A 13,726-nucleotide genomic window follows, 5' to 3' on the forward strand; every position below is an offset into this window, starting at 1 on the left:
TCAGTCCGCCTCCTGAGCGCCGGTAAAAGGGTTGACCCCGGTGGCCGCGATAGCGGCCCATGCCGTGGCGCCCAGATGAGGCAGGTGGTAGTAGAAGAAATCGTTGCTCGGCGAGTCCGGGCCGATGGCCAGCCCAGTGCTGATTTGCGCCTGCGGCGTTGCGAAGAGCCAACCGTGGCCGGCCTGCAACCCCAGTAACACCGGCCACAACGGCCGGGCCCGGTCGGGCAGACCAGTCAGGCGCGCCACCGCCGCGGCCTGGGCGGTGCCCTCGGTCCAGACGCCGTCGGGGTTGCGGTTGAACCCGTAGCCGTCGGCGAAACGGTGGCTTTGATCAACGAAGGCAAACACCCGACGCCAGTCCCGCGGCGGATCAGGAACCGCCAGCAACGGCCAGAGCTGCGCGTCCAGCCCTGAGCGCAGGCGATCCGAGGTTCGTCCATCGTCGCCGGTGCCAATCAGGAAACGCCCCTCACCGCCATCCCACTGGCTTTGCACGAAGCCCAGGGCCACCTGCGCCTGGCGTCGTGCATCCGGGTCCGCCGCCAGGCGGTCGAGCGCGGTCCAGGCAGCTATCAGGTCGACATTGTGCTCGGTGGACTTCCAACCTTGCCGGACCTGCCGGTTGAGGTAGCCATAGACGCCACCGCTGAAACCCAGGGGGACCTGGGTATCGTAGGTGTTCTGCCGGACCCAGCGCAGCACCCGGCGTGCGGCTGCAAGGTAAGACGGCTCGGCGGTCTGGCGGAAAGCCTCGAGCAGCGCGAGCGCCCCCCAGGCCTGATTGCCGGTAGCACTACCGACCTGGTAGGCATCCTGGCTCCAGGCGTTGCGCTCGGTGCTCCAATACCCCGCCAACCCCATTGTCTGGTCCTTGATCGGACCGGCCGCATAGGCATTGCGCAAACGCCCGTCGGCGTACTCGGGGTCATGCTCCACGGCAAACGCCAGGGCATCGGCCAGCCGGCGAGCCGACTGCGTCTTGCCGCAGGCGAACAGGGCGATGCTGGCCAGGGCATTGTCATAGGTGAAGGCCACCCCGCGCAGCGCCAGTATTGCCGGTGGCTGCCCGTCCAGGGTCGGATAGCTGGTCAGTAGCACCGGACCGCTACCGGGATAGGCCTGTGTCGCCTGCTCCAACGCGCTACAGGTGTCCGCCGCCAGTTGCTCCCGGGGCGGCACCGCCCAGGCCGGTTGCCCGAGCCCCAGCAGCCACCCGCAGACCAGCCAGGCCACGCCGCGCCAGCGGCTCATTTCCCCGCGACCTCGGCGGAAGCCCAGAGTCCGGGCTTGCACACCATGCTTCGTTGCCGGTCACTGAGATTCGCGGCAAAGGTGGCGACCACATACACGGAGTTCTGCTCGGCATAGGGGAAAGGCACGCTGTACGTTCCCGGCTGCAGGTCGGATGAGTGGGACAGTAGTTGCTCGACCTTGGCCGTCAACGGCTCGTCCAGCCCGCGAATGCTCACCTTCAGCACGGTGTCACGATCGATTTTGCTCGCCACCCGCTCGGGAAACACCGCGATGACGTAGCTTTCCCCACAATTGGTCGCGCGCACCAGGGTCGAGCCGGCGCGTACCAGCGTACCTTGGGGCGCCACCACCTCCTGGACCGTCCCGGCGGAATAGGCCACCACGTCATAGCCGGACATCAGCTTGATCCGACTGTTTTCCGCTTCGATCAACCCGTCGAGTTTTTGCAACTCCTGCTCCACCGTGGAGCGGTTGCGCTCCTGGTTGTCCAGGCTCAGCTTCAAGGTGACCAAATGCGAGCTGAGGTCGAACATGCGCAACTGGTCAGGGTCCAGGTAGACCTGCTGGTTGGCCGCGCTCAGATCGCCGTTACTGATACCCAACTGTGACCTGACGGTCTCCGCGGCGCCCTGCAACGAGGCCAACTGGGCTTTCGACGAGTCGACCAAGGCATTACTGACCGCTCCCTGGCGGAACAACTCGAGATTGCGCTCCACCGTTTCCTCAGCCTCTTTCAAGCGCGCGCTGGCGGCGTAATTTTCGGCACGCAGGGCTTTCTGGCCGAACAGCTGGCGGGTATGGAAAGCCGTCTGGTATTGCTGGCTGATTTTCTCCAGCGCCTGGTAGTACTGCTGGTCATGCTCGAACTGGCTGAGGGAAGACGACAACTCCTGCTCCAGGCTCAAGCGCCGGGTTTGCAAGGTCAGCAAGGTGTCTTGATTGGCCCGGGGGTTTTCCACCACCGCCAGTTGCTGTCCCTCGACAAAGGAGGTGCCCGACTTGATGCTGAGGGAACTCACCACGCCATCGATGGGCGTGGTCAGCAAAATCACCGGGGCATTGAGGATGGCCCGCGTAGCCGACGTCGATAACAACGGCATGAACAAAGTCGACAACAACAGCCACAGGATAAAGACCAGGATGCCCACACCCACCAGGCGGGGTAGCAGGGACAATGGAAAGTGCCTTGTGCGCTCTTCGGTCATGTCAGGTTCTCCCGATAGGACATGAAGACATTCATTTTCAACAAGCAGCCAATAGCCGCACGTTATCGTGAAAGGCATAAAGCAGGTGTTACCAGCAAAGATGTCCCATCATCAGGCCACTACTTGATCTGCCTGACTTAGTTGGTTTCTTAGTGTTGTGAGCAGGAATGATATTCCTGTCTTTTTGGAAGTTGGCATCCGTTCATAGTGACCACTTATCCACTATTTATGTTGCCTGTTTATTACTGAAAGGAAGCTCATGGACTTCAACCCTGCCTGATGGCTAAATACAGGCATTTTGCTAGCTAGTTATTGGCAAGCTCGGGCGTCGTCAGAGGCGACACTATGTTGGGTCTTTTCCAGTGTCAAGCGCCCAGGCGTGAACAATTTAATGACGCCAATTATATAGCGCCCTGAAAAAATGGATCCATTAGATGGACACTTTCAACAAGCGACCCACAACTAATTATTTTTCCTGGAATTTTTAATTCATCGAAAAATAAAATTAAAATTCTTTCTATATGGATATCGCTTCAAGCGAACAACTTACCAGATGAAAGCGATATAAAACATCGACTCGCACAACACAGCAAAATAGCCTTCGCGACAAATCCGCCAGACACTTAGCCAATGAAAAACGCCCCGACAAGTCGGGGCGTTTTTCATCTGCGGCGAATGCTTAGCGCGGGAACGCGGGCGGGTTGACCCCAGCCATGTCTTCCATCACGCGAACCACCTGGCAGCTATAACCGAACTCGTTGTCGTACCAGACGTACAGGATAACACGGTTGTCATTGCAGATGGTCGCTTCGGCGTCGACCACACCGGCGTGGCGCGAACCGACGAAGTCGGTGGAGACCACTTCCTGGGAATTGACGAAGTCGATCTGCTTGTGCAGATCCGAGTGCAGCGCCATGTAGCGCAGGTACTCGTTCATCTCTTCGCGAGTGGTGGCCTTCTCGAGGTTCAGGTTGAGAATGGCCATCGACACGTTCGGCGTCGGCACCCGGATCGCGTTGCCGGTCAGCTTGCCAGCCAGCTCGGGCAGGGCCTTGGCCGCGGCAGTGGCGGCACCGGTCTCGGTGATCACCATGTTCAGCGCGGCACTGCGCCCACGACGATTGCCCTTGTGGAAGTTGTCGATCAGGTTCTGGTCGTTGGTGTACGAGTGAACCGTTTCAACGTGTCCGTTGAGGATGCCGAACTTGTCGTTGACCGCCTTGAGCACCGGCACGATGGCGTTGGTGGTGCAGGAGGCCGCGGAAACGATCTTGTCCTCGGCGGTGATTTCGCCGTGGTTGATACCGTGCACGATGTTCTTCAGCTTGCCTTTGCCCGGTGCGGTCAGCACCACGCGATCGATACCCGGGCAGGTCAGGTGCTGGCCCAGGCCCTCGGCGTCACGCCAGACACCGGTGTTGTCCACCAGCAGGGCATGCTTGATGCCGTACTGGGTGTAGTCCACCTCGGTCGGGTTCTTCGCGTAGATAACCTGGATCAGGTTACCATTGGCGGTGATGGTGTTGTTTTCTTCGTCGATGGTGATGGTGCCGTTGAAGGAACCGTGCACCGAATCGCGACGCAGCAGGCTGGCGCGCTTGGTCAGGTCGTTCTCGGCGCCCTTGCGCACAACGATGGCACGCAGGCGCAGGCCGTCGCCGCCACCGGTTTTCTCGATCAGGATACGCGCCAGCAGGCGGCCGATACGACCGAAGCCGTAGAGCACCACGTCGGTACCCTTGCGAGCGGAAGCGTTCTGCTGACCGACCACATCGGCCAGTTCTTCGCGAACGAACTGCTCGGCGCTACGACCGTTGCCTTGCGCCTTGAATTTCACGGCCAGCTTGCCCAGGTCCACCGAAGCGGCACCCAGTTTGAGCTCGCTCATCGCCTTGAGCAGCGGGAAAGTCTCGTGGACGGACAGTTCGACATCATCGCTCTGACGATGGCGAGCAAAGCGGTGAGCCTTGAGAATCGCGATGACAGACTGGTTGATCAGGCTGCGGCCATAGATCGAACTCACCACATTGTTATTGCGGTAGAGCTGACCGATAAGCGGGATCATCGCTTCTGCAAGCGCTTCACGATCAATCCACTCACCAAGACACTGGTCGGGCTTCTGAGTCACGGGAACCTTCCACATGTAGGGGCTGAAAAAAGGGGCTACATTATGCCGCCGAGTGGCCCTGCGAGCAATGCGCGCCTGTCGTACATCGGCCAAGAAAAACCCTTTTGAAAAAAATGCCCCCCGCGCCAGCCCAGTAAATACGCGGCTTGCAGCCGGGTACGGAATGAGCGCTGATTGGCGACTTGTCCGTAACCCTCCAAAACATCCGGCCAATACGGCACTACATAATGGGTTGGAAAGCGCTATTTCTTGTCATAGCCACTACATTTCCCTCAATGCGTAATAGAAACAGTCTGCAACTGACAGGCGGCACCCTGGGCCGTTACAATTACCGACTTTCGTCGCAACGCTTGGAGCTCAACCTTCCGTGCCCGTTCTGCGTCTACCGCTTCTCCCTGCCGCGGCAGGTAAACAGCACTGGGGCAATCTCCCCGGTGCCGCCCTGAGCCTGGCGATTGCCGAGGCTGCCAGCGCTGCCAAGCGCTTCACCCTGCTGCTGACCGCCGACAGCCAAAGCGCCGAACGGTTGGAACAGGAACTGAGCTTCTTCGCCCCCGACTTGCCGGTGCTGCATTTCCCGGACTGGGAAACCCTGCCCTACGATCTGTTTTCGCCGCACCAGGACATCATCTCCCAGCGCATCGCCAGCCTTTATCGGTTGCCGGAGCTGGCACATGGCGTGCTGGTGGTGCCGATCACCACCGCCCTGCACCGCCTGGCCCCGACCAAGTTCCTGCTGGGCAGCAGCCTGGTCCTGGATATCGGCCAGAAGCTGGACGTGGAACAGATGCGCACACGGCTGGAGGCCAGCGGCTACCGTTGCGTCGACACGGTCTACGAGCATGGCGAGTTCGCCGTGCGCGGCGCCTTGATCGACCTGTTCCCGATGGGCAGCAAGCTGCCGTACCGCATCGACCTGTTCGACGACGAAATCGAGACGCTGCGCACCTTCGATCCGGAAAACCAGCGTTCCATCGACAAGGTCGACTCGGTACGCCTGCTGCCGGCCAAGGAGTTCCCGCTACAGAAGGAAGCGGTGACCCGCTTCAAGGCGCGTTTTCGCGAGCGTTTCGATGTCGACTTCCGCCGCTGCCCGATCTTCCAGGACCTCAACAGCGGGATCACCCCCGCCGGCATCGAGTACTACCTGCCGCTGTTCTTCGAGGAAACCTCGACCCTGTTCGACTACCTGCCCCAGGACACCCAGGTGTTCTCCCTGCCGGGCATCGAGCAGGCGGCGGAAAACTTCTGGAACGATGTGCGCAACCGCTACGAGGAGCGCCGCGTCGACCCGACCAGGCCGCTGCTGCCGCCGGCCGAACTGTTCCTGCCGGTGGAAGACTGCTTCGCCCGCCTGAAGAGCTGGCCACGGGTGGTCGCCAGCCAGCAGGACGTCGAAACCGGCATCGGCCGTGAACGCTTCGCCGCCCGCGAACTGCCGAACCTGGCGATCGAGGCCAAGGCCAACCAGCCACTGGCGGCACTCTCCGCGTTCCTCGATGAGTTTCCCGGCCGCGTGCTGTTCACCGCCGAGTCCGCCGGGCGCCGGGAAGTCCTGCTGGAATTGCTCGAACGCCTGAAGCTGCGCCCCAAGACCGTCGACAGCTGGCCGGACTTCGCCGCCGGCAAGGAGCGCCTGGCGATCACCATCGCGCCGCTGGACGAAGGCCTGCTGCTGGACGATCCGGCCCTGGCGCTGATTGCCGAAAGCCCGCTGTTCGGCCAACGCGTGATGCAGCGCCGACGCCGGGAAAAACGCGCCGACGCCAACAACGACGCGGTGATCAAGAACCTCACCGAACTGCGCGAAGGCGCGCCGGTGGTGCATATCGACCACGGTGTCGGCCGCTACCTGGGCCTGGCGACCCTGGAGATCGACAACCAGGTCGCGGAATTCCTTACCCTGGCCTACGCCGAGGGCGCCAAGCTCTACGTGCCGGTAGCCAACCTGCACCTGATCGCCCGCTACACCGGCAGCGACGACGCCCTTGCCCCGCTGCACCGCCTGGGCTCGGAAACCTGGCAGAAAGCCAAGCGCAAGGCCGCCGAACAGGTCCGCGACGTGGCCGCCGAACTGCTCGACATCTACGCCCGCCGCGCCGCCCGCGAAGGTTATGCGTTCGCCGATCCGAAAGCCGACTACGCGACCTTCAGCGCTGGTTTCCCGTTCGAGGAGACCCCGGACCAGCAGACCACCATCGAAGCGGTGCGCGCCGACATGCTCGCGCCCAAGCCGATGGACCGCCTGGTCTGCGGCGACGTCGGCTTCGGCAAGACCGAGGTGGCCATGCGTGCGGCCTTTATCGCCGTGCATGGCGGCAAGCAGGTGGCGATCCTGGTGCCCACCACCCTGCTCGCCCAACAGCACTACAACAGCTTTCGCGACCGCTTCGCCGACTGGCCGGTGACGGTCGAAGTGATGAGCCGTTTCAAGTCCGCCAAGGAAGTGAATGCCGCGGTGGCGGACCTCGCCGAGGGCAAGATCGATATCGTCATCGGCACCCACAAACTGCTGCAGGACGATGTGAAGATCAAGAACCTGGGCCTGGTGATCATCGACGAAGAACACCGTTTCGGCGTGCGCCAGAAAGAACAGCTCAAGGCCCTGCGCAGCGAAGTCGACATCCTCACCCTGACCGCCACGCCGATTCCGCGCACGCTGAACATGGCGGTGTCGGGCATGCGCGACCTGTCGATCATCGCCACCCCGCCGGCACGCCGGTTGTCGGTGCGCACCTTCGTCATGGAGCAGAACAAGAGCACGGTCAAGGAGGCCCTGCTCCGCGAGCTGCTGCGCGGCGGCCAGGTCTACTACCTGCACAACGATGTGAAGACCATCGAGAAATGCGCCGCCGACCTCGCCGAACTGGTCCCGGAAGCGCGGATCGGCATCGGCCACGGGCAGATGCGCGAACGCGACCTCGAACAGGTGATGAGCGACTTCTACCACAAGCGCTTCAACGTGCTGATCGCCTCGACCATCATCGAGACCGGCATCGACGTGCCGAGCGCCAACACCATCATCATCGAGCGCGCCGACAAGTTCGGCCTGGCCCAGTTGCACCAGCTGCGCGGCCGAGTCGGACGCAGCCACCACCAGGCCTATGCCTACCTGCTGACCCCGGGTCGCCAGCAGATCACCCCCGACGCGGAAAAACGCCTGGAGGCCATCGCCAATACCCAGGACCTCGGTGCCGGCTTCGTGCTCGCCACCAACGACCTGGAAATCCGCGGTGCCGGCGAGCTGCTGGGAGACGGCCAGAGCGGGCAGATCCAGGCAGTCGGTTTTACCCTGTACATGGAAATGCTCGAGCGCGCGGTCAAGGCCATTCGCAAGGGCGAGCAGCCCAACCTCGACCAGCCCCTGGGCGGTGGTCCGGAAATCAACCTGCGGCTGCCGGCGCTGATCCCCGAAGACTACCTGCCGGACGTGCACGCCCGGCTGATCCTCTACAAACGCATCGCCTCGGCGACCGACGAAGAGGGTCTCAAGGACCTGCAAGTGGAGATGATCGACCGTTTCGGCCTGCTGCCGGAACCGACCAAGAACCTGGTGCGCCTGACCCTGCTCAAACTGCAGGCCGAGCAGCTGGGGATCAAGAAGGTCGACGGCGGTCCGCAAGGCGGGCGCATCGAGTTCGCCACGGATACCCCGGTCGATCCACTGGCGCTGATCAAGTTGATACAGGGCCAGCCCAACCGCTACAAATTCGAAGGCGCGACCCTGTTCAAGTTCATGGTACCTATGGAACGTGCGGAAGAACGCTTTAATACACTGGAGGCGCTGTTCGAGCGCCTCGCCCCGAAAACTGCCTGAAGGACGCCGTATGCGCCTGATACCCTCGCTGGCCTTGTTGTTGGTCCTGATCGCCCCGGCGGCGCTGGCCGACGAGTTGTATCAGATCGAAATGATCCTGATCCGGCAGAACCTGGAACAACCCTTCCAGAGCCAACCGGCGCCCGAGGACTGGGCCAAGGGCGCCAAGCCGCTCACCGCCGACCAGGAGCGCACCCCCAGCCTCAACGAGATGACCGCCAAGCTGGGGGCCAGCGGCAACTATGAAGTGCTGCTGCACAAGGCCTGGCAACAGCCCTTGGGCGACCAGCCGAGCCTGGTTTCGATCACCGAAGGCCAGGAGCAGTTCGGCCAGTTCCCGGTGCAGGGCACGCTGAGTTTCACCCTCAGGCGCTTCACCGACGTGCAGGCGCAGTTCTGGGTCAACCAGTTCGACAGGAACGGCATGGTCATTGCCAGTGAACGCCTGAACCAGACCAGCCAGACCAAGAACGGCCAACTCAATTTCCTCGATGCCGGCCACCTCGCCCTGCTGCTCAAGGTGACCTCACTCGCCGCATCGAAACGCGAAGCGCCGTCACAGAATCTCGACCAGTGAACGTCCGATGCCCTCGTCCCTGACGCCCACCCTGACGAAACCGCTTGCCGCGTCCTGGGTCAGTCGCTTCAAGGAACAGAGCCTGGAACGGGGCCGGCGCTACGCCCTGGAAAACCGCGTGAGGATCGTCCAGGCCGGCGACAGCACCATTACCGCCAGTTGCGAAGGCTCGGGCGGTAATACCTACCGCCAGACCATTCACCTGCGCGAGTCAGCCAAAGGCACCCTGTTGGTAGTCGACGCCACCTGCACCTGCCCGGTGCGCAGTTGCTGCAAGCACACCGCCGCGGTGCTGCTGCAAGTCCAGGAAACCCTGGCCTACCCCGCCGCGGAAAAAGACGCCGAACTGCTGCAGAAACTCCAGGCCGTACTCGATGCGCGCACACCGCCGCCCTTGCCGCAACAGCGCATCGACGACCTGATGCCGGTGCCGCGGCTGTGGCTGGCGAGTATCGAATTCAGTGCCTTCGAGCCGCGCAACGGGCGCATGCAGCGCTATATCCAGCACCGCGCGGCCCTGTCCTTCGACTACCTGGGCGAATACGTCAGCGGACAGAAAAACGCCGATATCATCCTGCGCCAGGAACACCAGAGCCTGCGCATCAAACGCCAACTCGAAGCGGAAAAGGCCTGCCGCGAACAACTGCGCCTGCTCGGATTCAAGATCGCCACGCGCCAGAGCAAGGCCCTGCCGGAAAGTGCCGGCGAGCTGTTCGAAATGGTCAATGACAGCGCCTGGCTGAACTTCACCCTGAACGAACTGCCCGGCCTGCGCGCCCAGGGTTGGCAATTGCAGATCGAGGAGGACTTCGGGTTCGACCTCAGCCCCGTGGAAGACTGGTACGCCACGGTCGACGAAGCCCCCGAGCGCGACTGGTTCGACCTTGAGCTGGGGATCATCGTCAATGGCGAGCGCCTGAGCCTGCTGCCGATCCTGCTGAACCTGGTGCGCTCGCACACCGAACTGCTCAACCCCGAGCGCCTGGCGCGGCGCCGCGACGACGAACTGATCCTGGTGAACATCCCGGCATCCCCCGGCGGCAGCCACGGGCCGCTCCAGGTCGCGCTACCCTATGGACGCCTGCGACCGGTGCTGAACACCCTGGGCGAGTTCTACCTGCAAGAGCCCGGCACCACCCGCCTGCGCCTGAGCCATGCCGATGCGACCCGGCTCAACCCGCTCGACGAGCTGTCGCTGCTGTGGGAAGGCGGTGAACAGATCCGTGGCTTCGCCCAACGGTTGCGGGATATCCGCGATTACAGCGCGGCGATCCCCGAAGGCCTCAATGCCACGCTGCGCCCCTACCAGCACGAGGGCCTGAGCTGGATGCAATCGCTCAGGCAACTGGAAGTCGGCGGCATCCTGGCCGATGACATGGGCCTGGGCAAAACCCTGCAGACCCTGGCCCACATCCTCAGTGAAAAGCAGGCCGGACGCCTGGATCGCCCGTGCATGGTGGTGATGCCCACCAGCCTGATTCCCAACTGGCAGGACGAAGCCGCGCATTTCACCCCGCAACTCAAGGTGCTGGCGCTCTATGGGGCCGGGCGCAAGAAGCATTTCGCGCAGTTGCAGGATTACGACCTGCTGCTCACTACCTACGCCCTGCTGCCCAAGGATCTCGAACAGCTCAAGGCCCAGCCGCTGCATGTGCTGGTCCTCGACGAGGCGCAGTACATCAAGAATCCCGGCAGCAAGGCCGCCCAGGCCGCCCGTGAACTGGACGCGCGGCAACGCCTGTGCCTGAGCGGCACGCCGCTGGAAAACCACCTGGGCGAGCTCTGGTCGCTATTTCACTTCCTGCTGCCGGGCTGGCTGGGGGACGTGAAGAGCTTCAATCGCGACTATCGGACGCCGATCGAAAAACACGCCAGCGAAGTCCGCCTGCAACACCTCAACAGCCGGATCAAACCCTTCCTGCTGCGGCGCACCAAGGAACAGGTGGCCACCGAGCTGCCACCGAAGACCGAGATCATCCACTGGGTCGAACTCAACGAGGCCCAGCGCGACGTCTACGAGACCATGCGCCTGGCCATGGACAAGAAGGTCCGCGCCGAGATCACCCGCAAGGGCGTGGCCCGCAGCCAGATCATTATCCTCGAGGCGCTGCTCAAGCTGCGCCAGGTCTGTTGCGACCTGCGCCTGGTCAACGATGCGCCGCTGCCCGCGCGCGGCAGCGCCTCGGGCAAGCTCGACAGCCTGATGGAGATGCTCGAGGAATTGTTCGATGAAGGTCGGCGGATCCTGCTGTTCTCACAGTTCACCTCGATGCTGTCGCTGATCGAGGTCGAGTTGCGTAAACGCGGGGTGGCTTATGCCCTGCTGACCGGACAGACCCGCGACCGGCGCACACCGGTCAAGGATTTCCAGAGCGGCAAGTTGCAGATTTTCCTGATCAGTCTCAAGGCCGGCGGCGTCGGGCTGAACCTCACCGAAGCCGATACGGTGATCCACTACGACCCGTGGTGGAACCCGGCCGCCGAGCATCAGGCCACCGACCGCGCCTACCGGATCGGCCAGGAGAAGCCGGTGTTCGTCTACAAGATGATTGCCCGCGGCACGGTGGAAGAAAAGATCCAGCACCTGCAACAGGAAAAATCGGACCTGGCCGCCGGCGTGCTCGATGGCCGCCAGGCCGGCGACTGGCAACTGCAGAACGACGATATCGAAGCCCTGTTCGCACCGCTGCCGGACAAGAAAGCCGGCCGTTGAAAGCGCCTGAACCTAACGCTATTTCACGTTAGAGCCCCGACAGCACCCGCGCCAGTGTCGACTTCACCTGGCCCATGCCGTCATGCAGGGCCTGCTCGATCTCGGCCATGGTGATCACCGCCGTCGATTTGCCCGCCGCCGGGTTCACCACCAATGCCAGGCAGGCATAGTCCAGTTCCAGCTCGCGAGCCAGCGCGGCTTCCGGCATGCCGGTCATGCCGACGATATCGCAGCCGTCACGTTCCAGGCGGGCGATCTCGGCCACCGTCTCCAGGCGCGGCCCCTGGGTGCAGGCATAGACGCCATGGCTGCTATAGGCACACCCCTCGGCGGCCAATGCCGCAATCAGCCGTGCCCGCAGGCCTTCACTGTAGGGATAGCTGAAATCGATATGGGTCACCTGCTCCAGGTCATCGGCAAAGTAGGTGTGCTGGCGACCGCTGGTGTAGTCGATCAGTTGATGCGGCACACAGAAATGCCCGGTGCCCATCGCCGCATGAATCCCGCCCACCGCGTTGACCGCCAGGATCGCTTCGGCCCCCGCCTGTTTCAGCGCCCAGAGGTTGGCCCGGTAGTTCACCTGATGCGGCGGAAACCGGTGCGGGTGCCCGTGACGTGCCAGGAACAGTACTTCACGCCCGGCGTATTCACCGATCTGGATATCCGCCGAAGGGGCACCGTAGGGTGTGTCCAGCGCCAGGGACTGACGAATGCTCAAACCTTCGAGCTGGGTCAGGCCCGTGCCGCCGATAATTGCGTAAACCGTCATGCAAGATTCCTCAGTCAATCAGTTGAGCGTCTTTAAGCGCCGTCAGCGCCGACAACCAGCGTGGGTCCTGGCGATAATCCGTGCGGGCAAACCCCAGGCCACGCATCCGCTCGATGCGCGGCGACGGCGTGACCTTCAAGCGCTGGGCAGCACTCAAGGCCAGTTCGGCGGCCGCCCGGTCGTTGCACACCAGGCCCATGTCGCAACCGGCGGACAGGGCCGCCTCGATCCGACTGGCGGCATCGCCGACCACATGGGCACCGGCCATCGACAGGTCGTCGCTGAAGATAACCCCGTCGAATTGCAGTTCGCCACGCAGGATATCCTGCAGCCAACGGCGCGAGAAACCGGCGGGTTGCGCATCGACCTGTGGATAAATCACATGGGCCGGCATCACCGCGGCGAGTTGCCGGCTCAGGCGGGCGAAAGGCAACAGGTCATTGGCGCGGATCTCATCCAGGCTGCGCTCATCGGTGGGAATCGCCACATGGGAGTCGGCCTCGGCCCAGCCATGGCCGGGGAAATGCTTGCCGGTAGCGGCCATCCCGGCGCTGTTCATGCCACGGATAAACGCCCCGGCGAGCAGCGCCGCACGTTCGGGGTCACCCTCGAAGGCGCGGCTGCCGACCACCGCGCTGCGCTGGTAGTCGAGGTCCAGGACCGGCGCGAAGCTGAGATCCAGGCCCACCGCCAGTACCTCGGTCGCCATCAGCCAACCGCATTGCTCGGCCAGGTATTCGGCGTTCGGGTTGTCAGCCAGCGCACGCATCGCCGGCAAGCGCACGAAGCCCTGGCGCAGGCGCTGCACCCGCCCGCCTTCCTGGTCGACCGCCAGCAACAGGTCCGGGCGCACGGCGCGAATGGCCGCGCTCAGTTCGCGGACCTGACGCGGGTGCTCGATATTGCGCGCAAAGATGATCAGTCCGCCGACTTGCGGCTGGCGCAGCAACTGGCGATCTTCAGCCGTCAGCCAGGTACCGGCGACGTCCACCATCAGGGAGCCTTGCAGGGCAGTACTCATAGGAAATCCTTGGACAAGAGTGCCCGTTGTCCTCGCGAACCGGCGCGCCGACCGCCAACACACGGGCACGGCAACGCCTTGCCATGGGCGGCGCCAGGCAAGCGGGAACGGACAAGGGAGACTTGGAACAGAAAAAAATCAGGCATGGGCGGCAGCTTAGCGGATCAAGGCCGGCGCGCCCACCCGTAGCGTGCGACCGCGCACGAAAACTGCCGGCGCGGCGAGTTTTCGTACAGCCC

At 63.0% G+C, this 13,726-nt stretch carries 8 protein-coding genes; 3 read left to right on the forward strand and 5 right to left on the reverse strand.

What is annotated here, in order from left to right:
- From M5B96_RS15645 to M5B96_RS15655, 3 genes are all read right to left on the reverse strand, one after another.
- On the reverse strand, positions 1 to 1,254 hold the full coding sequence (locus tag M5B96_RS15645; protein WP_248797606.1) for a hypothetical protein: 1,254 nt from the start codon (positions 1,252 to 1,254) through the stop codon (positions 1 to 3).
- Positions 1,251 to 2,462, reverse strand: a complete 1,212-nt coding sequence (locus tag M5B96_RS15650) for an HlyD family secretion protein (RefSeq protein WP_248797607.1) — start codon at positions 2,460 to 2,462, stop codon at positions 1,251 to 1,253. Before M5B96_RS15650 ends, M5B96_RS15645 begins: the two co-directional genes overlap by 4 nt.
- A gap of 679 nt (positions 2,463 to 3,141) precedes the next feature.
- Positions 3,142 to 4,605 carry a glyceraldehyde-3-phosphate dehydrogenase gene (locus tag M5B96_RS15655; RefSeq protein ID WP_248797608.1) on the reverse strand — a complete coding sequence of 488 codons (1,464 nt, stop codon included), beginning with the start codon at positions 4,603 to 4,605 and terminating at the stop codon, positions 3,142 to 3,144.
- Positions 4,606 to 4,957: 352 nt separating this feature from the next.
- Between M5B96_RS15655 and mfd the strand changes: the two genes are divergently transcribed.
- Genes mfd through M5B96_RS15670 form a run of 3 tightly spaced genes read left to right on the forward strand, consistent with a single transcriptional unit; the run spans position 4,958 to position 11,697 of the window.
- Positions 4,958 to 8,407, forward strand: a complete 3,450-nt coding sequence (mfd, locus tag M5B96_RS15660; RefSeq protein WP_248797610.1) for a transcription-repair coupling factor — start codon at positions 4,958 to 4,960, stop codon at positions 8,405 to 8,407.
- Between the two features lie 10 nt (positions 8,408 to 8,417).
- Positions 8,418 to 8,984: a CsiV family protein gene (locus M5B96_RS15665; RefSeq protein WP_248797613.1), complete on the forward strand. Its 567-nt coding sequence runs from the start codon at positions 8,418 to 8,420 to the stop codon at positions 8,982 to 8,984.
- A 19-nt stretch (positions 8,985 to 9,003) separates the two neighbouring features.
- Positions 9,004 to 11,697, forward strand: coding sequence for a DEAD/DEAH box helicase (locus M5B96_RS15670; RefSeq protein WP_248797637.1), 2,694 nt, complete (start codon positions 9,004 to 9,006; stop codon positions 11,695 to 11,697).
- Between the two features lie 28 nt (positions 11,698 to 11,725).
- On the opposite strand, the gene M5B96_RS15675 is transcribed toward M5B96_RS15670, so the two are convergent.
- Positions 11,726 to 12,466, reverse strand: a complete 741-nt coding sequence (locus tag M5B96_RS15675; protein WP_248797614.1) for an S-methyl-5'-thioinosine phosphorylase — start codon at positions 12,464 to 12,466, stop codon at positions 11,726 to 11,728.
- 10 nt (positions 12,467 to 12,476) lie between these two features.
- Complete coding sequence (gene nagZ / locus M5B96_RS15680; RefSeq protein WP_248797638.1) at positions 12,477 to 13,475, reverse strand: beta-N-acetylhexosaminidase; 999 nt, start codon at positions 13,473 to 13,475, stop codon at positions 12,477 to 12,479.
- Positions 13,476 to 13,726 lie beyond the last annotated feature (251 nt).

Origin of the sequence: Pseudomonas sp. MWU13-2105, assembly GCF_023242315.1 — a bacterium.
Classification (GTDB): Bacteria; Pseudomonadota; Gammaproteobacteria; order Pseudomonadales; family Pseudomonadaceae; genus Aquipseudomonas.

Excerpts from the sequence above, each read along its gene's own strand:
- M5B96_RS15645 (WP_248797606.1), bottom strand. The coding sequence starts at position 1,254 with ATGAGCCGCTGGCGCGGCGTGGCCTGGCTGGTCTGCGGGTGGCTGCTG.
- M5B96_RS15650 (WP_248797607.1), bottom strand. The coding sequence starts at position 2,462 with ATGACCGAAGAGCGCACAAGGCACTTTCCATTGTCCCTGCTACCCCGC.
- M5B96_RS15655 (WP_248797608.1), bottom strand. The coding sequence starts at position 4,605 with ATGTGGAAGGTTCCCGTGACTCAGAAGCCCGACCAGTGTCTTGGTGAG.
- M5B96_RS15665 (WP_248797613.1), top strand. The coding sequence starts at position 8,418 with ATGCGCCTGATACCCTCGCTGGCCTTGTTGTTGGTCCTGATCGCCCCG.
- M5B96_RS15675 (WP_248797614.1), bottom strand. The coding sequence starts at position 12,466 with ATGACGGTTTACGCAATTATCGGCGGCACGGGCCTGACCCAGCTCGAA.